Genomic DNA, 22,893 nt, shown 5'->3' on the forward strand with positions numbered 1-22,893 from the left:
AGGTCTACGCCGCCTACAAAGCAGCCACCGAATTCAAGGGCAAACCCACCGTCATCCTCGCCCACACCGTCAAGGGCTACGGCCTCGGCCCCCACTTCGAAGGCCGCAACGCCACCCACCAGATGAAAAAGCTGACCACCGGGGATCTCAAGGAGTTCAGGGACTACCTGCGCATTCCCATTTCGGATGAACAGCTCGATGCCGATCCCTACCGGCCTCCCTACTACCACCCGGGATTCGATGCGCCCGAGATTGCCTATCTCCTTGAACGGCGGAAGGCACTGGGCGGATCGGTTCCCGAGCGCCGCGGCGGACATCAGGCCGTGGATCTTCCGGATGCGAAGTCCTATGAGGTCGCCAAGCGCGGCTCGGGTAAGCAGATGGCCGCCACCACGATGTCATTTGTGCGCCTGCTCAAGGATTTGCTCCGGGATAAAAAGTTCGGGAACCGGATTGTGCCCATCGTGCCGGATGAGTCCCGCACCTTCGGTATGGACGCGTTTTTCCCGACTGCCAAGATCTATAGCCCGGCCGGCCAGAACTACTTGTCGGTGGACCGTGACCTGGTCCTGGCGTACAAGGAATCCCCCGCGGGCCAGCTGATCCACCCCGGGATCAACGAAGCCGGCGCCGTGGCAGCGTTCACCGCCGCCGGGACCTCCTACGCCACCCACGGCATCCCCCTGGTCCCGGTCTACGTGTTCTACTCCATGTTCGGCTTCCAGCGCACCGGCGACGCCTTCTGGGCCGCCGCGGACCAAATGACCCGCGGCTTCATCATCGGCGCCACCGCAGGACGGACCACCCTCACCGGCGAAGGCCTCCAGCACGCCGACGGCCACTCCCCCCTGCTGGCCTCCACCAACCCCGCCGTCCTCACCTACGACCCCGCCTACGGCTACGAAATCGGACACATCGTCCGCGCCGGCCTGGAACGGATGTACGGGGAGAACTCGACGGACAAGAACGTCATGTACTACCTCACCGTGTACAACGAACCCATCATCCAGCCCGCAGAACCGGAAAACCTCGACGTCGAAGGCGTCATCAAGGGCATCTACCTGCTCGCCCCGGCAAAGATCGACGGTCCCCGCACCCAGATCCTCGCCTCCGGCGTCTCCGTACCCTGGGCCCTCGAAGCCCAGCGCGTGCTGGCCGATGACTGGAACGTCTCCGCCGACGTCTGGTCCGTGACCTCCTGGAACGAGCTGCGCCGCGACGGCCTCGCCGCCGAAGAGGAAGCCTTCCTCAACCCCGGCCAACCCACCCGCGTCCCCTTCGTCACCCAGCAACTCGAAGGAGCCACCGGCCCCATCGTCGCCGTGTCCGACTACATGAAGGCCGTCCCGGACCAGATCCGGCAATTCGTCCCCAACGAATACGCCACCCTCGGCGCCGACGGCTTCGGCTTCTCCGACACCCGCGCAGCAGCCCGCCGCTACTTCAAAAACGACACCCACTCCATCGTCGTGAAAGTACTGCAGATGCTCGCGGCGAGGGGCGAAGTTGAGGAGGGTGCGCCGTCGTACGCCATGGACCGCTACAAGATCCTAGACGTCAACGCCGGCACCACCGGCGGGGCGGGCGGCGACGCCTGACAACCACAGCCGGCAGCAGTCGGGGCAGTTTCCGGGGGGAGGCTGCCCCGACTGCTTTGGCATTGGCTAGGGTGCAGCTATGAAGAACACGGACGCGCCCGGGCCCGCAGGCCCGACTGGCCACGGGGTGATTGGCGTCGTCCTTGCGGCCGGAGCGGGCACCCGCCTGGGACTGGGACCGAAGGCGCTGCTGCCCTACCGGGGCCGGCCGCTGGTGGAGTCGGTCGCCAACACACTGCTCGACGGCGGCTGCCGGGAAGTGGTGGTGGTCCTGGGGGCAGGAGCATCTGAAGTTCAGTCGGTTGCCGGCCTCGACCGCTTCCGGGTAGTGAAGAACCCGGAGTGGCAGACGGGCATGGGCAGCTCGTTCCTCCTTGGAAACCGAGCCGCGGATCCCGGAAGCCACGTTTTGATCGCCCTCGTGGACCAACCCGGCCTGACCCGTGAAACCGTGGCACGGTTGCTGGCCCGGCATCGTACGGGCCGGATCACCGCCGCCGCGTACCGCCGCGCATTCGCTGAGGGCGCGCTGACGGACCATAGCGGCCGCAAAGACAACAGCGCCGGCCACGGAGACAACCGGCAAGCGGGACAACTCCGCCGCGGGCACCCCCTGCTCATCGACGCCTCCCTGCGGGAGGCCGTGTGCGCAACGGTGACGGGCGACGCCGGGGCGCGCGGCTTTCTGCGCTCCCACCCGGACTTGGTGGATGAGGTGGACTGCAGCGACCAGTCCACCGGTGAAGACGTCGATACGCCGGACCAGCTGGGTCTTCTACGCTAGCGCCCTCCCACCCTCAGCACCCGGGGCTCCAGTAGCAGGCGACCTCCACAAGCACTCGAGCACGGTCAGGGCAACATGACCCGGGCCGCGTCAGGCGGTTGGGGCGTGCAGGATCCGCTCCAGCCAATGTTCTGCAGGGGATATGCCGAGGCGCACGAGATCCGAAAGCACGCCAGGCGCTCCCTCCCCCGGTACCTTGTTCCGGTTGCGAAGGGCTGGCCATTTCGTTGGTTCCCAGTCCTGGTGTTCGCTCGGGTACTGCCTGCCGGTGGGTGAGGTCCAGCCGGGTGGTTCGTTTTTGGTGGCCGGGGTGGGTTTCCACCCGGTGGTGTGGCGGAGTTTGTGGTGTTTCGGGCAGGGCTGTCCCAGGTTGCTGATCCCGGTGGTGCCGCCGTTGGCCCAGGCGAGGATGTGGTCGGCGTCATTATCCAGGGAATTATTGCTGCAGCCCGGGAACGGGCACTTACCGTCCCGCATCCGCAACCAAGCCCGCATCGCGTGGGTCACCCGGTAACTCGTCCGCCCGATCTCCAGCGGCGCCCCGTCCCGGGGATCCACCAACACCCGGTAAAACGATGTTGCCCCATTCGCCACCAGGTCCCGCGCCATCGACGGCGGGATCGTCCCGTACCCGTCCAGCACGGCCGGCTCATCCGTCAACCCCATCAACGAGTACACCGGGACCGTGACCAGGACCTGCGCATGGATCGGCGAAGACCAGGGCTGCTGCCCGGCACCGTAACGTCCACCGGCATCTGGACCGTCGACGGCACCAGCGCCGCCCCGGTGGACGGCCTCGACGTCACTGCCTGCGTCGGATAAGGGCGTGGCACAGGGACCACCGGCGTGGACGATACTGCCGCTGCCAAGGACCGCACTGGCGAACTTGTCGGCCCGCAGCTGCGGCATGCTGCGGGACTCATCCGGCCCCTGCATGCCACGCGAGATCGCGGTGAGCCGGTTCCACCGGCCAACGCCTCAGCCGCCGGCAGGCACGCGGACAGCCACGCCATCCCATCCTGGTCCGGCCGGAACTCCACCCGCCGATCCGCCAGCCCCTTGGCATGGCGTTTCTCGATGCTCTCCGCGTGGTGACGTTCCCGCCACGTCCTGGCCTTGACCCGAAACCGGTGCGCCGGCATCTCCCCCACCGGGCACCCCCGAGCAGGGTCCTGGGCGTCAGGGTCAAGGAAATGGGCTTCCAACGCCGTCGCCCCCGCAGCATCAAGGCCGGCCGTCTCATCCGCCATCACCACCGCGTGCTGCCACGACAGAGTCCCGGTCTGCAGCCCCGCCAACGTCCGCGGCAACGAGGAAACAACGGCGTGCGAAGTCGCCAGGAACGATGACGCAGCCCGCGGCCCCAAAGCCAGCACACACCCGACCTCCGCCGCGAACGCCATCTCCTGCGCCTGCACCGGCACATCAGGCCCGGCAACAACAGAGGCGCTCCCCGCGTACGTCACCGCAGCCTTCGCCTTCAAACCAGCGAACCCGGCCTCCACCTCACGGGCACCGGCCAAAACGTCCAGGCACCCATCAGCCAGCCCCGCCAACGGATCAGCCACCGAGAACGGCTCAGAACCGCACCCATCCACCTCCGCATGCAACACAGCAAGGGCAGCCCGGATGTCCGCATAAGCCCTGGTTACCGCTGCCTTCCCCATAAACCAATCATGACAAGGGGGTACGACATTCTGGCCGTGAAGACGTCAGCTCAGGCCTGCATCCCACTTTCCAATAGCTGTTCCAGCCCCTGTTTGAAGCCGGACCGCCCGCCATGGGCCGGGTGCCGGATTTTTGGCGCGGACAGACCACTGCGCTGCAGGCTGTGCTGGGCCACGTTTCCCACCGCCACGATGGAGGTGACTCCGAACAGCTCCGCCAGTTCCTGCCAGAAAGACGTGCCGAGGTTGGTTTCGGACGGCCTGGGCGTGCGGTTGGACAACGGCTGCCCCGGCTTGTGGGTGTGCCAGGGAAAAGCACTCCACAGCAGCGGCAGGAACCCCACTTCTTCCAGGACTTGCCAGAGCACGGTGGCGGTGGGCTCGGCAGCTACCCCTGCAGCTTCGGGAGGCAGAACGTAGCCCTTGCCGGGGCCGAAGAGCCCGAAGCTGTTGGCGGGCCCTCCGAGAATGACCCTGTTGGTGAAGGGCACCCCGGTAATCCGCATGCCCCTGAAGCCCGGCGCCTCCCCCACCAGCAGCACCTTGGGCCGCCGGTCCAGCATCTCCTGCAGGTAGAGCTCAAGGTTGTGCCGGCGCAGCGCGTTCGCCGGAACTTCATGATTGAAGAAGTTGGTGCACCCAGGCCCCAGCTCCACGGCCGCGAGCCGCTCTACAACGTCATGGACTGGGTCAGTCACCGGCGAGCTTCCAGGCGGCGACCGGGTTACCAGCGCGGGTGGATGGACTCGCGGAAGTAGTGGTCATAGATCCAGCGGACGCCGTCGTCGAACTCCTTGCCCACGCTGACAGTGGCCGCGCCAGCATTGGCGCGGGCCTGCTCCACATTGCGGGCGCCCGGGATAACGGTGGTGACGCCGTCCTGCGCGGCGATCCACGCGATGGCTGCCTGGGCGGTGGTGGCACCGGAAGGCACCAACTGCTCGAATTCCTTCACTGCCTTGAGGCCCTGCTCGTAGTCCACGCCGGAGAAGGTCTCCCCGACGTCGAAGGCCTCGCCCTGGCGGTTGTAGTTGCGGTGGTCGTTCTCCGCGAACGTGGTGTCCTTGGTGTACTTGCCGGACAGCAGGCCGGATGCCAGCGGCACGCGGGCGATGATGCCAACCCCTGCGGCCTTGGCGGCGGGCAGTACCTCGTCCAGCGGCTTGAGGCGGAAGGCGTTGAGGATGATCTGGACCGAGGCCGTTCCCTCGTGCCGGATGGCTTCGAGTGCCTCGTCCGTGCGTTCCACACTCACGCCGTAGTTGCGGATGGCACCTTCGGCCACGAGTGTATCCAGGGCGTCATAAACTTCGTTGTTGCTGTACACCGGGGTGGGCGGGCAGTGCAGCTGGACCAGGTCCAGGGTGTCCATGCCCAGGTTCTTCCGTGAGCGGTCAACCCACTGGCGGAAGTTGGCCAGGGTGTAGTTTTCCGGCCGCTGTTCCATCCGCCGGCCCATCTTGGTGGCCACCGTGATGCCGAGGCCCGGGTTGTCCGCCAGGAACTTCCCGATTGCCTGCTCGCTCTTGCCGTCGCCGTATACGTCGGCGGTGTCGAAGAGGGTGACGCCGGCCTCCACCGAGGCTGCGAGGATGGCCTGCGCCTGCGCCGGATCCACGTTGCCCCAGTCCGCGCCGAGCTGCCAGGTGCCGAGCCCCACGATGGAGACGTTCCGTCCGGTCTTGCCTAAAATCCGCTGTTCCATCCCCCGACTATATGCAACGATGCAACCCGGGGTCAGTTCCGACCCCGGGTTGCGCCCGCGCAAGCGGAACTATGACCACCTGCCAGCCTAGGAAGTCACGCGCTCCAGCTTGGGCACCAGGCCCGCTTCCTTGAGCCCCATGTAGATCCGGTCCCGGGCGATGGGCAAAGACGCGAACCGCACTCCGGTGGCGTTCCGGATGGCATTGGCAAGCGCCGGCGCCACGGGATTGAACGGGCTTTCGCTCATCGATTTCGCCCCCAGCGGCCCCAGTTTGTCGTTGGTGTCCGCAAAGTACACCTCGCTGCGCGGCACGTCCGCGAAAGTAGGAATGTGGTACTGCCGCAGGATGTCCGTGGTGACCTTGCCGGCGTCGTCCACTACCACCTCCTCGTACAGCGTGGCACCCAGGGCCTGCGCGATCCCGCCCTCGATCTGGCCGCGGCACTGGCGCGGGTTGACCACCACGCCGGCGTCCGCCGCCTGCACGCTTTGCAGGATCTTCAGCTCACCGGTGCCGCGGTTCACCGCCACCCGGAAGCCGTGCACGTTGAAGGCTACGGAGCGTGGGGTGCCACCCCAGCGCCCCTCGGCAGCAAGTTCGACGCCGGCATCCGCAGCAGCCTGCGCCAGGTCAGCCAGTGCCACGGGAGTTCCATCGATCACAACGCTGCCTCCGTCAAGAACGCACGCGGAAGCCTGCGTCTGCCGGATGCCTGCCGCGAAGGCCCGGATCCGGACGGCCAACTCTTCCGCCGCGGCCAGCGTGGCCTTGCCGGCCACCACCGTACCGGCAGAGCCGAACGCACCGGTATCGTGCTCCACCAGGTCCGTGTCTGACTGCCGCACCACCACCCTGGCCGCCTCCGTGGACAAGGCTGTGGCCGCCAACTGTGCGTGCACCGTGGTGGTGCCGTTGCCGAACTCGGCGGTACCGACGTCGGCCTGGTACGTTCCGTCCGGCAGGAGCCGGACGTGGGAGTGGGCGAAGTGCCCGCGCGGCGGCACGGTGTCGATCATCGACAGTGCAGCGCCCTCGCCCACCATCCAGTCGGGCCCCAGGTCATCCAGACCCGCATCCTGGTAGCGGGCCTTGCCGCGGTCCAAGGCATCGCGGACCAGGTCCAGGCACTGGTCCAGGCCGTAGCTGCCGTAGTGGACGTCCTCCTCCGGATCCGGCTGGGTGGACAGCATGTGGTCCCCCTCCCGGACCATGTTCCGGCGGCGGAACTCCAGCGGATCCATGCCGATCCCGGCCGCCAGTTCGTCCATGGCAGACTCGATGGCGAAGATCATCTGGCTGAGTCCGTAGCCGCGGAAAGCACCGGCCGGAACAGTGTTCGTGTACACCGAGTGCGCGTCCACCTTCTTGTTTGCGCAGTTGTACACGGCCAGCGATTCACCGCAGCCGTGGAACATCACGCCCGGCCCGTGGTTGCCGTAGGCGCCGGTGTTGGTCACGACGTCCAGCTCCAGGGCCGTCAGCCTGCCGGCCCTGCTGGCGCCCGCCTTCAGCTTGATGGTGAACGGGTGCCGGGTGGTGGTGGCGGTGAACTGCTCCGTGCGGGTGAGTTCCAGCTGGACCGGCCGCTGCAGCTTCAGGGCCGCGAGCGCCACGAGGTCCTCGGTGAGGACTTCCTGCTTGCCGCCGAAGCCACCGCCCACACGCCCGGCCACCACGTGCACCTTGTCTTCTTCCAGGCCGAACACCCGGCACAGCGTCCGCCGGACCAGGAACGGGACCTGGCTGGAGGTGCGGACCTGCAGCCGGCCTTCGGCGTCCACCGAGGCGATGGCCGCGTGCGTTTCCAGCGCAACGTGCTGCACCCTCTGGGTCTGGTAGGTCTGTTCGTGGATGAAGTCGGCGGCGGCGAAACCATCGGCCACGTTTCCCAGCTCCGAGTGCAGTTCCGCCACCACGTTGCGGTCCGGACCGGCGATGCGGGAGGCAAAGGCGTCCTTGTCCCCGTGGACCAAAGGAGCGCCGGGCAGCAGGGCATCCTGGGGCGAGAAGACGGCGGGAAGCTCGTCATACTCCACGTGCAGCGCACGGACCCCGGCTTCCGCGGCGCCCACGGATTCCGCGACGACGGCGGCCACCCGCTGCCCGCGGAACCGCACCAATTCATCGAGCACGCGCGTATCGTCGGGGTCGTCGGTGAAGAGCTCGTGCTGGGCCGTGGAGAACAACTGCTCCGGCGCGTCCTCATGGGTAAAGACGGCCACGACGCCAGGGACCTGCAGCGCCCCCTCCTTGTCGATGGACACCACCCGTGCGTGGGCGTGCGGCGAGCGCAGGATCTTCAGGTGCAGCAGTGCCTGCTGCTGGTCCATCGGGAGGTCCAGGGTGTAGCGGGCGGCGCCGGTGACGACGGCCCGGCTTGCGGGCGCGGGAACGTCGTCGCCCAGGCGGCCCGGCTCCGGATCCGGCTGGCCCTCCCCGGCGATGCCGGACCCCTGCCCGGCCGGATTCGGATGGCCGGCATCCCCGCAGACCGCATCGGCAATGGCGCGGTACCCGGTGCACCGGCAAAGGTTGCCCTTGAGGTTCCTGGGCAGGTTCTCTTTCTGCTTCTCATCGAACGTTGCCGCCGTCATCACCATGCCCGCGGTGCAGAAGCCGCACTGGAAACCCTGCCGCTCCATGAACTGCTGCTGCACGGGGTGCAATTCCCCGTCACCGCCAGGGCCAGCAGCAGCCAACCCCTCAATAGTGGTGATCGCATGCCCCTCCGCCCGGACGGCCGGGTAGATGCAGCTGTGGACCGGTGTTCCGTCCACGTGCACGGTGCAGGCGCCGCAATCGCCCCCATCGCACCCCTTCTTCACGCCGGTGTTGCCCTGCTCCCGCAGGAAAGTGCGCAGGCACTGGCCGGGGCGGGGTGCGGTGCCTGCGGGGGTGCCATTGATCTCGATGGCCATGCTCAGGCCCCTTTCGAAAGTGCTGTTGATCCGGGCGGGGTGGCGCTCCGGGGCGGCCAGAAGTCCCCGGAGACCGCCAGTCCCGGCGTTCCCTCGGGGACTGCCAACTCCGCGCGGATTTCCTCGGCCAGCCGGTAGGTCATATCGCGGCGCCAGGCAGGCAGGCCATGGATGTCATCGTGATAGAGCTCTGCCGGAATGGCATCATCCAATGCAGCGGCCAGCCGGTCTGCATCCGGCACTCCGTCGAAGCGCAGCTGAACGGGCCGCTTGGTGGCGGCGGTGACGGTCAGCACCAGGGAGGCGCCGCCGTCGAGCCTTCCAATGAGCAGCGCCCCGGACCGGCCCAGGTTGCTTAGCGACAGCCGGCGGTACGCCACCCGCGAGGCAAGGGCCGACGCCGGCAGGTGGACGCTGCGGAGCAGCTCGCCAGGTGCCAGGCAGTTTGTCGCATCCCCGGTGATGAAGTCCGCCACCGGAACCCGCCGGCTGGTGCCGCCCGGCCCGAGGATGGTGGCCGTGCCGTCCAGCCCGGCGCACAGCGAGATGATGGGCCCTGCGGGCAGGGAGGTGCAGAGGTTGCCGCCCACGGTGGACATGTTCCAGATCTTGAAAGACGCCACGAACGAATCGCAGCACGCGCGGACCAGGTCCAGCCCGGGCCAGGAGCGGCCTGCCGCGGCCGGGGATGCCGGAAGGTTGTACAGCTCGGCGATCGTGCAGGTCGCGGCCAGCTCGATACCGTCGTCGGTGACGGTGACGGGCGTCCAACCGGCCTCGCCAAGATCCAGCAGGCGGGTGAGCGGCCGGGGGCCAAAGGCGTAGCTGCCGTACGAGAACAGGACGGTGCCACCGGCAAGCCAGGCATCGCCGTCGCGCCACTGTGCGGGGTCGGTGGTGCGGACCACCGCCTCGATAGTGTTCATGTCCATGCGATCTCCTGAGTATCAAGGTCTGCGGCTGCAGGAGCAGCCGGGTGGTGGATGGCGCCGGAGGTGTCCCGCAGCGGCCCGCAGGTGGCGGCGCTGTTCCGTGCGGCAATCAGTTCCGCGGTCACGGACACCGCCACTTCGGCAGGAGTCACGGCGCCGAGGTCAAGGCCGATGGGTGAATGCAGCTGGGCAATCCGTTCCGGCGGGACGCCTGCGTTGAGGAGCTCGTCCACCCGCTGGAGGTGGCTGCGGCGGGATCCCATGGCGCCCACGTAGGCGAGGTCCAGTGCCAGTGCGGTTTCCAGCAGGGGGATATCGAACTTGGGGTCATGGGTGAGGACGGCGGCCACGGTGCGGCTGTCCGTCCGGCCTGCCGCCGCTTCCGCAGCCAGGTAGCGGTGCGGCCAGTCCGTGACCACCTGGTCTGCGGCGGCGAACCGTGGCTGCGACGCGAAGGCTGGGCGGGCATCCACGAGGGTCACGTGGTAGCCCAGCAGTTTGGCGGCGGGTACCAGTGCCGCGCCGAAGTCGTTGGCGCCGAACACCAGCATCCGTGGCGGGGCCAGCCGGGACTCCACCAGGACAGCCGGCCCCGCCGGCTGGCTGTCGCTCCGGTCCGCAGCGCACTCCCCCGGTTGTGGGAGGTGGACCAGGCCGGCTCCGCCGCCGCGCACAAGCGCCTCAACCTGAAGCGCAGGCTCCCCGTCGAGCAGCACTGCCAGCTGGGGAGACGCGGCCAGACGGAAAGCGGCCGGATCGGGAAGGACGACGGCGGCACCTCCCGCGTTCCCCAGCAGCCGTACCAGCGCGACGGGTTGGTCCGGGCCGAGGCCGGCGAGTCGCGCAAGGGCGGCGCGGAGCGGGTGCGCAGCGCCCGTCCCCGCGGGCACAGGCTCAATGTGGATGGCCAGTTCTCCCCCGCAGGTTAGCCCGGCTGCGAAGGCGTCGGCGGAACTGAAACCGAAGGTCTCGTGGCGGGGAACGCCGTCGTCCATTGCCTCCTGCGCGAGCGCCACCACGGCGCCTTCCACGCAGCCACCGGAGAGGCTGCCCAGGACGTCACCGGATGCGGCGACCAGCATGGAGGTCCCCACCGGCCGTGGCACCGAGCCGGACGCGCCCACGATGGTGGCCACGGCGAACTCCTCGCCCGCAAGCCGCGGCACCCACGGGCCAAGTGAAGGGATCAGGTCAATCATGGCGGCGCTCCTTCTTCCGCAGCGGTGGTGTCCATTGTCGGTCCCGCCGGGGGCCGGGCCAAGGGTTGGCCCGGCCCCCGGAAGGAAAGGGCACTACTTAGCCGCCCAGCAGGGCGTTGATGGGCCCGCGGGCGAAGTACACCAGGAACCCGGCGCTGACCACCCACATGAGCGGATGGATCTTCTTCGCCTTGCCGGAAGCGGCCCCGATGACGGCCCAGCTCACGAAGCCCACCCCGATGCCGTTGGCAATCGAGTAGCTCAGCGGCATCGTCACGATGGTGAGGAACGCCGGCAGGGCCACCGTGAACTTGGTGAACTTGATCTCGCGGATCTGCGCCATCATCATGGCGCCCACCACCACCAGGGCGGCTGCGGCGACCTCGAGCGGCACCACGCTGGTGAGCGGAGTGAGGAACATCGAGCCAAGGAACAGCAGGCCGGTGACCACCGAGGCCAAGCCGGTGCGGGCGCCTTCGCCGATGCCGGCCGCCGAGTCGATGTAGACCGTGTTGGAGGAACCGGAGGTGGCCCCGCCCGCCACGGCGCCGAAGCCTTCCACGATGAAGGCTGACTTCAGCCGCGGGAACGTGCCGTCCTTGTGCGCGACGCCGGCGCTCTTGGCCAGGCCGGTCATGGTGCCCATGGCGTCGAAGAAGTTGGTGAACACGAGGGTGAAGACCAGCATGGTGGCTGCGAGTCCGCCGATCCTGGCGAATGAGCCGAACAGGTCGAACTGGCCCACCAGGCCCAGGTCCGGGGCCGACACCAGCTGGCCGGACAGAACGGGAGTGTTCAGGTGCCAGCCGCCGGGGTTGGTGGAGCTGGCGGGGCCGATTTTCATGATGGCTTCCACGACCGCGGCCAGCACGGTGGTGCCGACGATACCGATGAGCAGGCCGCCCTGGACCTTGCGTGCCACCAGGATGCCCATGGCCAGGAGTCCGACGACGAACACGAGCGTGGGCACGGAGGTGATGGAGCCGCCGTCGCCCAGCTGGACGGGCGGACCGCCCGCGGTGGGCCGGACGAAGCCGGAGTCCACGAAGCCGATGAAAGCGATGAAGAGGCCGATGCCGACCGTGATGGCGGCCTTCAGCTCTTTGGGAACGGCCCGGAAGATGGCGGTCCGCGCGCCGGTGACGCCGAAGAGCACGATCAGGATGCCGTTGATCACCACCAGGCCCATGGCCTCCGGCCAGGTAACTTCGTGGATCACCGAAACGGCCAGGAAGGAGTTGATGCCCAGTCCCGCGGCGAGCCCGAACGGCAGGTTGGCGATGAGGCCGAAGAGGATGGTCATGACGCCGGCGGTCAGGCCGGTGACGGCGCCCACCTGGGCTGCGGAGAGCCAGCCGCCGGCGACGTCGGTGGGGGCGTTGTCGGCGCTGAAACCGCCCAGGATGAGGGGGTTCAGGATGACGATGTACGCCATGGTGAAGAAGGTGACCAGGCCGCCCCGGAATTCGCGGGCAAGGGTTGAGCCGCGCCGGGTGATCTGGAAGAAACGGTCCAGGAAGGATTCCGGCGCCGGCGGCCGCGGTGTTCCGGTTGCCTGCGTGGAAGTGCGCGGCGCCCGCCGGGTGGTGCTGGTGGTTGGAGCCGAATGCTCCTCGTGGGAATGGTCCAGGATGGTCATCGGAGCCGCCGGGCCTAGTAGTCGATCCTGGATTCGAGCGTGTTCCAGGTGTTGAAGGGCTCCAGCGGGGCCGGGGCCTGGGGATCGCCCAGTTCCAGCTTGGAGACCGGCATCAGGGAATCCCTGTCCTGGTTTTCAAAGTACTCGTAGAACACGGCGTCGTCGAAGCCGACGGAGGCGGCGTCGTGGCGGTCTGCGGCGTAGACAACGCGGCTTACCCGTGCCCAGAGTGCGGAGGCCAGGCACATGGGGCACGGCTCGCAGCTGGTGTAGAGGGTGGCGCCGCTGAGGTCGAAGGTGCCCAGTTCGCGGCAGGCGGTGCGGATGGCGGTAACTTCGGCGTGGGCGGTGGGATCATTGTCCGCGGTGACGCGGTTGACGCCGTCGAACGTCTGCCCGCCCGCCGTGACGATCATGGCGCCGAACGGGCCTCCGCTGTTGAGGACATTGGCTGTTGCCAGCCGGATGGAGCGGGCCAAAAACTGTTCGGCCGTGACGGTGGTACTCATGATGCGACTTCCTTTTGCCGGGAAGCCTGTCGCCGCGCAGGACCAGTAAAACCAGGTGCGAACGGTTACCAGGCTTCAGCATGTGCTGTGAAGGTTAAGTTGCGCCTGGTAGATAGCTTCCCGGGTTCGGGTGCCCGCCTTTGGCAGAATCGAGATTAGCACCGGTTTGTGGGCTACGCCATAGTTTTCTGGAAATTTAATTTCGCTATGTGAAATGCATGTTTCGGGCTCTTCACCTCCCTTCCGCCGCCACAGTCATAAATGCCGGCGTTGACGCAGGCGGGATCGTTTCCCTACGCTGGCAGCACCCGTCCTGCCCGCAGGAACGGCTACCTGGATCAGCAGACAGGGCATCACTGAGCTGGACGCACCGCACCGCCTTCCGCTCAGACAAGGACCGCCATGACGCTCCCCACCCCTGCATCCGCCTCCCGTTTATGGATCCGCAATCCGCTGGCCGCCTTCACCGCCAATACCCTTGACGCCTCGGGCGGGGTGGTGGTTGCTGACGGCGTTATCACCGAGGTCCTGGCCGCGGGGCAGCAGCCGTCTGCGCCCTGCACGGAGACCTTCGACGCCGGCAGCCATGCGCTGCTGCCGGGCCTGATCAACACGCACCACCACTTTTACCAAACCCTCACGCGCGCCTGGGGTCCGGTGGCCAACGCCCCGCTGTTCCCCTGGCTGCAGAACCTGTATCCGGTATGGGCCCGGCTCACGCCGAAGGACCTGGAACTGGCTGCCACGGTGGCACTGGCCGAGCTGCTGCTCTCCGGCTGCACCACCGCCGCCGACCACCACTACCTTTTCCCTGCGGGGCTTGAGGATGCCGTGGACATCGAGGTTGAGGCGGTCCGGCGGCTGGGCATGCGGGCCACACTCACCCGGGGGTCCATGACGCTGGGAACGGACGACGGCGGCCTGCCGCCACAGTCCACCGTGCAGGACCCGGAGGTGGTGCTGGCGGACAGCGAGCGCCTGGTGGGCCGGTACCACGAGCGCGGGGACGATGCGGTGGTCCAGATCGCCCTGGCACCCTGTTCGCCGTTTTCGGTAACGAAGGAGATCATGGCCGAAAGCGCTGCCCTGGCCGAGCGGCTGGACGTCCGCCTGCATACGCACCTGGCCGAAACCCTCGACGAGGAGGACTTCTGCCGGGAGATTTTCGGCCTGCGGACAGTTGACTACCTGGACAGCGTGGGCTGGCTGACGGACCGCACCTGGCTGGGGCACGGAATCCACTTCAGCGACGCCGAGATCACCCGCCTCGGTGCGGCGGGGACCGGCGTCGCGCATTGCCCCACCTCCAACATGCGGCTTGCCTCCGGAACTGCCCGCGTCCTGGAACTGGAGGCCGCCGGAGTCCCGGTGGGGCTGGGAGTGGACGGCTCGGCATCGAACGATGCCTCCAACATGATCCTGGAAGCCCGGCAGGCCCTCTACCTCCAAAGGCTGCGGTACGGCGCCGATGTGCCGGTGGAGCGGGCTTTGGGCTGGGCAACCCGCGGATCCGCCGCCGTACTGGGACGGACCGGCCTGGGCCAATTGGCACCCGGCATGCAGGCCGACCTGGCGCTGTTCCGGCTCGACGACCTCCGCTTCTCCGGCAGCCACGACCCCATCGCCGCCCTCCTCCTGTGCGCCGCCGACCGGGCGGACCGGGTGATGGTGGGCGGGCAGTGGCGGGTGGTGGACGGGCAGGTCCCGGGGCTGGACGTGGCCGGCCTCATTGCGGACCACTCGGCGGCGGCAAAGAGGCTGGTCAACGGCTGACATGCGCCCGGCCCGCTGCTAGCGTGGCGCCATGACACCGTCAAAGACGCCACCCGAGGTTCTGGAGATCGATGGGATCGAAGTGCGGATCTCCAGCCCGGACAAGGTGGTGTTCCCCGGGCCGCGGCTGACCAAGCTGGACCTGGTCAAGTACTACCTGGCGGTGGCAGACGGCGCGCTGAGGGGCGCGGGCGGCAGGCCCATGGTGCTCAAGCGGTTCCCCAAGGGCATCGACGCGGAGCCCTTCTTCCAGAAGCGCGTGCCGGAAAACCACCCTCCCTTCATCGACACCACCACGCTGCATTACGCGTCCGGGACCTCGGCGGAGGAAGCCGTGATCCGGGATGCTGCCGGACTGGCTTGGGTTATCAACCTCGGCTGCCTGGACCTGAATCCGCATCCGGTGCGCGCGGAGGACCTTGAGCGCCCGGACGAGCTGCGGGTGGACCTTGACCCCATGCCGGGAGTGGGCTGGTCGCAGATTGTGGACGTGGCGTACGTGGCGCAGGAGGTGCTGGAGGACGCAGGCCTGGTGGGATGGCCGAAGACGAGCGGTTCGCGCGGGCTGCACATCCTGGTCCGCATTGCCCCCGAGTGGTCCTACAAGGACGTCCGTCTCGCTGCCGAAACCCTGGCGCGGGAGGTGGAGAACCGGGCTCCCGGCCTGGCTACCGCACGGTGGTGGAAGGAGGAGCGCGGCGAGAGCGTCTTCGTGGACTTCAACCAGAACGCCAAGGACCGCACCGTGGCCTCCGCCTACTCCGTCCGGCCGCTGCCCGATGCCCGCGTTTCCACACCGGTCACGTGGGAGGAGATGCGCACTGCCCGGCCTGAAGAGTTCACGGTGCGCACGGTTTTGGAGCGGTACGCCCGGATCGGTGATCCGCACACCGGCATCGATGATTCAGTGGGCAGGCTGGACGGGCTCCTGGCCCTCGCAAAAGAGCTGGGCCCCGCCGAGAAGGCCCCCCGGTCAGGCAACGGGTCCGGCCGCCGGCAGTCCTCCATGCCGTTGATCGAGGTGGCCCGCACCAAGACCAAGCCGGAAGCCCTCGCAGCGCTCGATGAATGGAAAAGCCGGCACGCCGCCGTCGTCAAATCCCTGCAGCCCGCTGATGTCCTGGTTGACGGGATGCGCGGGTCCAGCTCGCTTTGGTACCGCGTGCGGGTGAACCTGCAGCACGTTCCCGACACCGATCGCCCGGTTCAGGAGGAACTCGTTGCGGACTACGACCCCTGGGCCGGCAAGCAGTGGCCGGGGCGGCCCGGCTCCTGACGCCGGGCGCCGGTCACTTCCAGGCCCGCACCCAGTCCACCTTGAATGCTCCGGCCGGTCCCAAGGTCTTCTTGTCCGCCCAAATGCCGACGTTCAGGATCAGGTAGTGCGGAGCGTTCCCGTCGTTCGTGGCGTAGGAGAACTCAAGCTTGCCGTCGAAGTAGATGTCATTTACGCCAACCTTCCGGTGCACGCCATAGGTGTGGTAACCGCCGGCGTAGCAGCCTACGAACCATTTGGCGGGGTCGCTGTCAGTGGAGTGATAGACCGTGGTCATGGTGCCCTCAAGCGGCTCGGCGATATCGATCTCGCCGGTCGAGGGAAACTTTTGGCCGGTGGTCCACCACGCAGGCCAGTTGTGGATGCCGCCCGAGCAGGTTCCCGGGAAGTAGATCCGGGCCTCGACGTATCCGGTGGTGTACTGAAAGCCCACATGGCCCGGAACGCCGTCTTTGGGATTAGTGGAGAGCAACGCTCCGGATTGGGAGTCGGACAACTGGAGGACCGCGTTTCCGTTTTCCACTTTGACGTTGCCCGAACAGGTCTTGACGCCGTTCTTCGTCGATCCGGGGTGGCAGTCACGGAACCAGTAGGGAGTCCAAAGGCTGGTATTAAGAGTGTCGAACTCCTCGTCCAACACCAGCTGCCACGGCCCTGGAGGGCCGAGTGGTCCCGCTTCCTTACTGGCCACTACAGGCGTGCCTTTGGCGGAGGCGTCATCGCCGGCCGCCCCGACAGGGGAATCGTCGGCTTTGCCAGTCCCTTCAGCTTCAGGTGGCTGCGCAGCGGACGCAGCAGTCCCGCCCGGCTCCGCCGCCTGCTGCGGTGCGCCGTCTTTGGGATCCGAAGGCGCCTTCCCCGCCAGCGGGTCAGCAGCCGGCACGGACGGGTCCTGGCCGGGCGAAGACGCATCAACCGGGTCCTGCAGCCGGATGGCACTTCCCGACAGCCCCGCCAGGACCAACAGGCAGCACAGGACCTGCACCAAGCGGGCTGTGGCCTGTGGCATCGCTGTCCTTCCGTGCACATAACGGAGGCTGGCCAAGTCCTGGGCTGAACACCAGGGCCATGGACTGCCGTCTATTGTGCAAGGCTAGGTGAAGCGCCGCCGGCAGTCGCGAGTAGCAACTACTCGCCTTTCATATCACCGACACGCGGTATGACTGCGGGGTACTCGCAGGCGACGAAATTGCGCGTGCACTGTGCCGGCTTCTACCGGCGTGCGGCCCCGCCACCAAAAACAGGCAAAGACTGGATCCACCGGGAGAAGCGGCCGGTGGGGTGAAGGCGGTCCTCCGGCACGTACAGATCCGGATCAATTCCACCTCCGAGCGGGAGGTAGAACTCCTCTGCGCCGGCTCCTGTGGACGGCGTTGCCGACACGGAATGGTTGTCCTGCTGGTACATCTGAACCTCCTAATTTTCATATTACGGAAAGCTATTTTTGCTATGTGAAAAGAGTAGGGCCCGATTACTGGCGCGGTCAATAGCCGCTCCGGCGTCCCACCCGGGCCCCGCCCGCCCGGACCGGTCACAAAGTGATTTTTGAATCTGTGATGTACACCACCGGATTGTGGGGGTACGCTGGTATGCAACTCGTGGCGCACGTCACGTAACCTGGGAGCAGCAGGCAGGGTCGTAATGAGCTGGCATCAACGGATGCCGGCTCTTTTTTGTTGGGTCGGCTCCATCGGAAACGCGCATGAAACGCGCGCTTAATTTCAGTGATGGAACCTAGGTTCCACTTACCGGAAGTTGGGAAAAGACCATGAGCAGCAAGATCATCCTCGGCGAGAACCAGTACGGCAAGGCAGAAGTGCGCGTCGTCAAGATCACCCGCGACAGCAACCGCCACGAGATTGAGGACCTGAACGTCACCTCGCAGCTGCGGGGCGACTTCGCCGCGGCCCACCTTGAGGGCGACAACGCCCACGTGGTGGCCACGGATACCCAGAAGAACACCATCTACGCCTTTGCCCGCGACGGCATCGGCTCCCCGGAAGAGTTCCTGCTGCGCCTCGGCGAGCACTTCACTTCCAGCTTCGACTGGGTCAACGGCGGTCGCTGGGAAGCTGAGTCCTACGCCTGGAACCGGATCCAGGCCCACGGCAGCGAACACGACCACTCGTTCGTCCGCAACGGCCAGGAAGTCCGGACCGCCGTCCTGGTCCGGGACGGGGCCACCAGCCACCTGATCTCCGGACTCAAGGATCTGACCGTCCTGAAGTCCACGCAGTCCGGCTTTGTCGGCTACCCCCGGGACCGCTACACCACATTGCCCGAAACCACCGACCGCATCCTGGCCACGGACGTTTCCGCCCGCTGGCGCTTCAAGACCGGCACGGACTTCAGCACCCTGGACTTCAACAAGAGCTACGACGACGTCAAGGGCCTCCTGCTCGAAGGCTTCACCGAGAAGTACTCCCATGCGCTGCAGCAGACCCTGTTTGACATGGGCACCAAGGTCCTTGAAGCGCACAGCGAAATCGACGAGATCAAGTTCTCCATGCCCAACAAGCACCACTTCCTGGTGGACCTCTCGCCGTTCGGCCTCGACAACCCCAACGAGGTCTTCTTCGCCGCCGACCGCCCGTACGGCCTGATCGAGGCCACCGTGCAGCGCGACGACGCAGCGGCAGCCCCTGCTGCCTGGTCGGGCATCGCCGGCTTCTGCTAAAGCGCTGCTACAAAGCGGCGGGCCCGGACTTCGATGGCCGGGCCCGCCATCAGCATCCCCAAACCCATAGCTTCACCTGTTAGCCAGACACCAGTTAGCCAGACGATGACGTCTGCCATGAACCAAGAAAGTCTGCCATGAACACCAAGAAGAAACTGGCCCCCGCAGCCGCCGGCAAAGGCGCACGGCCGGCCCGCCCGGAGGACCAGCGGCTCCCCATCGGAAGCATGTTTGCCTACGGCTTCCAGCACGTCCTCACCATGTACGGCGGAATCATCGCCCCGCCCCTGATCATCGGCGCGGCCGCCGGGATGAACTCGCAGGACATCGGCCTGCTCATCGCCGCCTGCCTGTTCGTCGGCGGCCTGGCCACCATCCTGCAAACCGTCGGCATTCCCTTCTTCGGCTCCCAGTTGCCGCTGGTCCAGGGCGTCTCCTTCGCCGGCGTCTCCACCATGGTGGCCATCGTCCACGGCGGCGGCGGCATCCAGGCAGTCTTCGGTTCCGTCATCGCGGCCTCGCTGATCGGTCTGCTAATCACTCCACTGTTCTCGAAGATCATCCGCTTCTTCCCGCCTGTCGTCACCGGCACGGTGATCACCACCATCGGCCTGACACTTATGCCGGTGGCCGCCAACTGGGCCATGGGGGGCAACAACAAGGCGCCCAACTACGGCAGCGTGGCGAACATCGGACTGGCAGCAGCCACCATGGGCATCGTCCTGCTCCTGAGCAAGGTGGGCAGCGCCGCCATCTCCCGCCTGTCCATCCTGCTGGCCATGGTCCTGGGCACGCTGATCGCCGTCGTTTTCGGTATGGCCGATTTCTCCAAGGTGGGCCAGGGCGAGATCGTCGCCTTCCCCACCCCGTTCGCCTTCGGACCGCCCACCTTTGAGGTCGCCGCCATCATCTCCATGCTGATCGTCATCCTGGTGACCCTCACCGAAACCTCCGCGGACATCATCGCGGTGGGCGAGATCGTGGGCACCAAGGTTGACTCCAAGCGGATCGGCAACGGCCTGCGCGCGGACATGCTGTCCAGCGCCGTGTCCCCGCTCTTCAACTCCTTCACCCAGAGCGCGTTCGCGCAGAACGTGGGCCTGGTGGCCATCACGGGTGTCAAGAGCAGGTTCGTGGTCAGCGCCGGCGGCGTGATCCTGGTGGTCCTGGGCCTGCTGCCCGTCCTGGGCCGCGTGGTGGCCGCAGTACCCACCCCCGTCCTGGGCGGCGCCGGCATCGTACTCTTCGGCACCGTCGCGGCCAGCGGCATCCGGACGCTGTCCAAGGTGGACTACAAGAACAACATGAACCTGATCGTGGTGGCCGCCTCCATCGGCTTCGGGATGATCCCGATCGCAGCCCCCACCTTCTACGACCAGTTCCCGTCCTGGTTCGGCACCATCTTCCACTCGGGCATCAGCTCGGCCGCGGTCATGGCCATCCTGCTGAACCTGCTGTTCAACCACCTCCGGGCCGGCAACTCGGACAACCAGTCCGTGTTCGTCGCCGGTACCGAGCGCCTGGTACGCGCCGAGGACCTCCGCTGCCTGGCCGAGGGCGACCGGTTCGAGAACGGCAAGCTCATCGACTGCGACGGCAAGGAAGTTCCCGTCCAGTCAGCCGAGAAGGCGTCAGAGCACTGACTGTTCGGGAAACGCAAAACGGCGGCCCGCACCTTTCGCGAAAGGTGCGGGCCGCCGTCGTACCCCACCCGCACCCTAACCTCGCAAGCTCGGCCAGGGAACCCTGCGGGCGTGGGCCCCTCAAAAGGTCAGGTGCGGTTGAGCTCGCGGGAGATCGCCGCGGCGGCTTCGCGGAGGATGGGCACGGCCTTATCCGCGAAGTCCTCATCCACGCGGGATACCGGCCCGGACACCGAGATTGCAGCGGGCGTGGGGGCGTTGGGCACTGCCATGGCGAAGCAGCGGACGCCGAGCTCCTGCTCCTCCTCGTCAATGGAGTAGCCACGCTCGCGGATGAGCTTAAGATCGGCCAGGAGTTCCTCCACATCGCCGATGCTCTTGGGCGTGGGGGTGGGCATCCCGGCGCGGGCCACGATGCCGCGGACAGTGTCGTCGTCCAGCTGGGCCAGGATGGCCTTGCCCACGCCGGTGGCATGGGTGTGGGCCCGGCGGCCCACCTCGGTGAACATGCGCATGGAGTGCAGCGACGGCACCTGCGACACGTAAATGACCATGTCCGAATCCAGCACGGCCATGTTGGCGGTCTCCCCCAGCCGGTCCACCAGGATCTTCAGCTGGGGCTGGGCCAAGGCGCCCAGCTGCTTGTTGGCACCTTCGCCCAGTCGGATGAGGCGGGGGCCCAGTGCGTAGCGCCGGTTGGGGAGCTGCCGGATGTAGCCCAGCGACACCAGGGTGCGGAGCAGGCGGTGGATGGTGGGCAGCGGGAGGTCCGTGGAAGACGACAGCTCGCTGAGGGTGACGTCTCCGCCGGCATCGGTGATGAGCTCCAGCAGTTCGAAGACGCGCTCCACCGACTGCACCCCGCCAGAGGCTTTTTCTGCCATTCCGTTGTCTCCTATGGCTCGGAATCCGACAACTCTTATCCGCATCGTGAAAAGAGTTGCTTAGAACACCCAACATACAGCACACAGTTGCCCACCGCGATGCGATGGGACAGTCGCATTCGGAGGGGTTGTGTTTCCATAAAGTAGATAATAATATCCATAATACGAAAACATTCGGATTAGAGCAGAAGCCGGACCAGGCCCAAACAGGAGGACATTCAATGGCGAACCCCAGCCCCGGAAATTCGATCACCCTGCGCGTGGAAGCGCCTTCAAGCTTCAGCGCCACCAGCGAACTTGCCGCAGCCGTCGGAGCAGCCGGCGCGGCCATCACCGCCCTCGACGTCACCGAGTCCCACCACGAGACCCTCGTTGTCGACGTCACCTGCAACACCACCGACGACGACCACGCCGCACGCGTCAAGGACGCCCTCAACGCCCTCGACGGCGTCACAGTCCAGCACGTCTCGGACCGCACCTTCCTGATGCACCTCGGCGGCAAGCTCGAAGTCGTCCCCAAGGTCCCGCTGCGCAACCGCGACGATCTTTCCCGCGCCTACACGCCCGGCGTCGCCCGCGTTTGCCTTGCCATCGCCGAGGATCCTGCCGCAGCCCGCAACCTGACGGTCAAGCGCAACACCGTCGCCGTGGTTACCGACGGTTCCGCCGTGCTGGGCCTGGGCAACATCGGCCCCGCCGCGGCCCTGCCGGTCATGGAGGGCAAGGCCGCCCTCTTCAAGCAGTTCGCCAACGTGGACGCCTGGCCCGTCTGCCTGGACACCCAGGACACCGAGGAAATCATCCGGACGGTCAAGCTCCTGGCACCCGTCTTCGGCGGCGTGAACCTGGAGGACATCGCTGCTCCCCGCTGCTTCGAGATCGAGGCGCGCCTGCGTGAGGAACTGGACATCCCGGTCTTCCACGACGACCAGCATGGCACCGCCATCGTTACCCTGGCCGCCCTGGTCAACGCCCTGCGCGTGGTGGACAAGAAGATCGCGGACGTCAGGATCGTGGTATCCGGCGTCGGTGCCGCCGGCTCCGCCATCATCCAGCTGCTCAAAGCCCAGGGCGCACGGCACATCGTGGCCGCAGGCCGCTCCGGTGCCATCCACAAGGGCGAGACCTACAACGATTCCCACCGCACCTGGATCGCAGACAACACCAATGAGGAGGGCTTCGCGGGCAGCCTGCACGAGGCCCTGGTGGGCGCCGATGTCTTCATCGGCGTCTCCGCCCCGAACATTTTGGGCGAAGAGCACATTGCCTCCATGGCGAAGGACGCCATCGTGTTCGCCATGGCCAACCCCACCCCCGAGGTGGACCCGGCCGTAGCGTCCCGGCACGCCGCCGTGGTGGCCACCGGCCGCAGCGACTTCCCCAACCAGATCAACAACGTCCTGGCCTTCCCCGGCCTCTTCCGCGGGCTCCTGGATGTCGGCGCGAGCGACATCACCCCGGAAATGCTGGTGGCTGCCGCCGAGGCAATCGCAAACCGCGTGAATGATAATGAGCTCAATGCGAGCTACATCATCCCGAGCATTTTCGACCCCCACGTGACCGCCGACGTCGCGGTCGCCGTCGCGGCCGCAGCCCACGCCTCAAACGTTGCAACGGATGCCGAACCGGCCGACCCTGCCAAGGAACCAGCGCCGGCACTCGCCTCCGCCTGACCCGCACGACTT

General features: G+C 66.9%; 17 protein-coding genes and 1 pseudogene. 7 read left to right on the top strand and 11 right to left on the bottom strand.

Going from position 1 to position 22,893, the window contains the following annotated elements; translation table 11 throughout:
* On the top strand, window positions 1–1,598 hold a 1,598-nt coding region (locus ACFO0G_RS10495), incomplete at its 5' end, for a transketolase-like TK C-terminal-containing protein (protein WP_417281460.1).
* A 79-nt stretch (window positions 1,599–1,677) separates the two neighbouring features.
* A complete protein-coding gene (nboR, locus tag ACFO0G_RS10500; protein WP_286399164.1) occupies window positions 1,678–2,382 on the top strand; it encodes a nicotine blue oxidoreductase in 705 nt (234 codons plus the stop codon).
* A 90-nt stretch (window positions 2,383–2,472) separates the two neighbouring features.
* On the opposite strand, the pseudogene ACFO0G_RS10505 reads toward nboR, so the two are convergent.
* From ACFO0G_RS10505 to ACFO0G_RS10540, 8 genes and pseudogenes are all read right to left on the bottom strand, one after another.
* Window positions 2,473–4,049: pseudogene (locus ACFO0G_RS10505) on the bottom strand (HNH endonuclease signature motif containing protein).
* Between the two features lie 50 nt (window positions 4,050–4,099).
* Complete coding sequence (locus tag ACFO0G_RS10510; RefSeq protein ID WP_286399167.1) at window positions 4,100–4,747, bottom strand: uracil-DNA glycosylase; 648 nt, start codon at window positions 4,745–4,747, stop codon at window positions 4,100–4,102.
* Window positions 4,748–4,773: 26 nt separating this feature from the next.
* A complete protein-coding gene (locus ACFO0G_RS10515; protein WP_286399169.1) occupies window positions 4,774–5,754 on the bottom strand; it encodes an aldo/keto reductase in 981 nt (326 codons plus the stop codon).
* 87 nt (window positions 5,755–5,841) lie between these two features.
* Complete coding sequence (locus tag ACFO0G_RS10520) at window positions 5,842–8,676, bottom strand: molybdopterin-dependent oxidoreductase (protein WP_376977489.1); 2,835 nt, start codon at window positions 8,674–8,676, stop codon at window positions 5,842–5,844.
* 2 nt (window positions 8,677–8,678) lie between these two features.
* Complete coding sequence (locus ACFO0G_RS10525; RefSeq protein WP_376977491.1) at window positions 8,679–9,608, bottom strand: FAD binding domain-containing protein; 930 nt, start codon at window positions 9,606–9,608, stop codon at window positions 8,679–8,681.
* Window positions 9,599–10,807, bottom strand: a complete 1,209-nt coding sequence (locus ACFO0G_RS10530) for an XdhC family protein (protein ID WP_376977493.1) — start codon at window positions 10,805–10,807, stop codon at window positions 9,599–9,601. Before ACFO0G_RS10530 ends, ACFO0G_RS10525 begins: the two co-directional genes overlap by 10 nt.
* Window positions 10,808–10,904: 97 nt before the next feature.
* Window positions 10,905–12,446, bottom strand: coding sequence for an NCS2 family permease (locus tag ACFO0G_RS10535; protein WP_376977495.1), 1,542 nt, complete (start codon window positions 12,444–12,446; stop codon window positions 10,905–10,907).
* A 14-nt stretch (window positions 12,447–12,460) separates the two neighbouring features.
* Entirely contained in the window at window positions 12,461–12,955 is a 495-nt protein-coding gene (locus ACFO0G_RS10540) for a nucleoside deaminase (RefSeq protein ID WP_376977497.1), read from the bottom strand.
* Window positions 12,956–13,357: 402 nt separating this feature from the next.
* Between ACFO0G_RS10540 and ACFO0G_RS10545 the strand changes: the two genes are divergently transcribed.
* Entirely contained in the window at window positions 13,358–14,728 is a 1,371-nt protein-coding gene (locus ACFO0G_RS10545; protein ID WP_376977499.1) for an 8-oxoguanine deaminase, read from the top strand.
* Between the two features lie 31 nt (window positions 14,729–14,759).
* Window positions 14,760–16,004: a non-homologous end-joining DNA ligase gene (ligD, locus tag ACFO0G_RS10550; protein ID WP_286399183.1), complete on the top strand. Its 1,245-nt coding sequence runs from the start codon at window positions 14,760–14,762 to the stop codon at window positions 16,002–16,004.
* Between the two features lie 13 nt (window positions 16,005–16,017).
* Here ligD and ACFO0G_RS10555 read toward each other — a convergent pair whose 3' ends face one another.
* Together ACFO0G_RS10555 and ACFO0G_RS10560 are read right to left on the bottom strand one after the other, a co-directional pair.
* The gene (locus ACFO0G_RS10555) at window positions 16,018–17,013 is read right to left on the bottom strand and encodes a glycoside hydrolase family 16 protein (RefSeq protein WP_286399184.1); all 996 of its coding nucleotides are present in this window, start codon (window positions 17,011–17,013) and stop codon (window positions 16,018–16,020) included.
* A gap of 203 nt (window positions 17,014–17,216) precedes the next feature.
* A complete protein-coding gene (locus ACFO0G_RS10560) occupies window positions 17,217–17,411 on the bottom strand; it encodes a hypothetical protein (RefSeq protein ID WP_286399185.1) in 195 nt (64 codons plus the stop codon).
* 361 nt (window positions 17,412–17,772) lie between these two features.
* Between ACFO0G_RS10560 and pucL the strand changes: the two genes are divergently transcribed.
* Together pucL and ACFO0G_RS10570 are read left to right on the top strand one after the other, a co-directional pair.
* Entirely contained in the window at window positions 17,773–18,681 is a 909-nt protein-coding gene (gene pucL, locus ACFO0G_RS10565; protein WP_286399186.1) for a factor-independent urate hydroxylase, read from the top strand.
* A 137-nt stretch (window positions 18,682–18,818) separates the two neighbouring features.
* A complete protein-coding gene (locus tag ACFO0G_RS10570; protein WP_286399187.1) occupies window positions 18,819–20,324 on the top strand; it encodes a nucleobase:cation symporter-2 family protein in 1,506 nt (501 codons plus the stop codon).
* 128 nt (window positions 20,325–20,452) lie between these two features.
* Here the strand turns inward: ACFO0G_RS10570 and ACFO0G_RS10575 are convergent, their stop codons facing one another.
* On the bottom strand, window positions 20,453–21,208 hold the full coding sequence (locus tag ACFO0G_RS10575; protein ID WP_286399188.1) for an IclR family transcriptional regulator: 756 nt from the start codon (window positions 21,206–21,208) through the stop codon (window positions 20,453–20,455).
* Between the two features lie 221 nt (window positions 21,209–21,429).
* Between ACFO0G_RS10575 and ACFO0G_RS10580 the strand changes: the two genes are divergently transcribed.
* Window positions 21,430–22,881: an NAD-dependent malic enzyme gene (locus ACFO0G_RS10580; protein WP_376977503.1), complete on the top strand. Its 1,452-nt coding sequence runs from the start codon at window positions 21,430–21,432 to the stop codon at window positions 22,879–22,881.
* Window positions 22,882–22,893: the final 12 nt, after the last annotated feature.

The sequence above is a fragment of the Arthrobacter sedimenti genome (genome assembly GCF_042652025.1).
Lineage (GTDB): Bacteria > Actinomycetota > Actinomycetes > Actinomycetales > Micrococcaceae > Arthrobacter > Arthrobacter sedimenti.

Coding starts and splice junctions, on each gene's coding strand:
- ACFO0G_RS10515 (WP_286399169.1), bottom strand. CDS start 5,754: ATGGAACAGCGGATTTTAGGCAAGACCGGACGGAACGTCTCCATCGTG.
- ACFO0G_RS10570 (WP_286399187.1), top strand. CDS start 18,819: ATGAACACCAAGAAGAAACTGGCCCCCGCAGCCGCCGGCAAAGGCGCA.
- ACFO0G_RS10535 (WP_376977495.1), bottom strand. CDS start 12,446: ATGACCATCCTGGACCATTCCCACGAGGAGCATTCGGCTCCAACCACC.
- ACFO0G_RS10545 (WP_376977499.1), top strand. CDS start 13,358: ATGACGCTCCCCACCCCTGCATCCGCCTCCCGTTTATGGATCCGCAAT.
- ACFO0G_RS10520 (WP_376977489.1), bottom strand. CDS start 8,676: ATGGCCATCGAGATCAATGGCACCCCCGCAGGCACCGCACCCCGCCCC.
- ACFO0G_RS10525 (WP_376977491.1), bottom strand. CDS start 9,608: ATGGACATGAACACTATCGAGGCGGTGGTCCGCACCACCGACCCCGCA.
- pucL (WP_286399186.1), top strand. CDS start 17,773: ATGAGCAGCAAGATCATCCTCGGCGAGAACCAGTACGGCAAGGCAGAA.
- ACFO0G_RS10540 (WP_376977497.1), bottom strand. CDS start 12,955: ATGAGTACCACCGTCACGGCCGAACAGTTTTTGGCCCGCTCCATCCGG.
- nboR (WP_286399164.1), top strand. CDS start 1,678: ATGAAGAACACGGACGCGCCCGGGCCCGCAGGCCCGACTGGCCACGGG.
- ACFO0G_RS10560 (WP_286399185.1), bottom strand. CDS start 17,411: ATGTACCAGCAGGACAACCATTCCGTGTCGGCAACGCCGTCCACAGGA.
- ligD (WP_286399183.1), top strand. CDS start 14,760: ATGACACCGTCAAAGACGCCACCCGAGGTTCTGGAGATCGATGGGATC.
- ACFO0G_RS10580 (WP_376977503.1), top strand. CDS start 21,430: ATGGCGAACCCCAGCCCCGGAAATTCGATCACCCTGCGCGTGGAAGCG.
- ACFO0G_RS10575 (WP_286399188.1), bottom strand. CDS start 21,208: ATGGCAGAAAAAGCCTCTGGCGGGGTGCAGTCGGTGGAGCGCGTCTTC.
- ACFO0G_RS10555 (WP_286399184.1), bottom strand. CDS start 17,013: ATGCCACAGGCCACAGCCCGCTTGGTGCAGGTCCTGTGCTGCCTGTTG.
- ACFO0G_RS10530 (WP_376977493.1), bottom strand. CDS start 10,807: ATGATTGACCTGATCCCTTCACTTGGCCCGTGGGTGCCGCGGCTTGCG.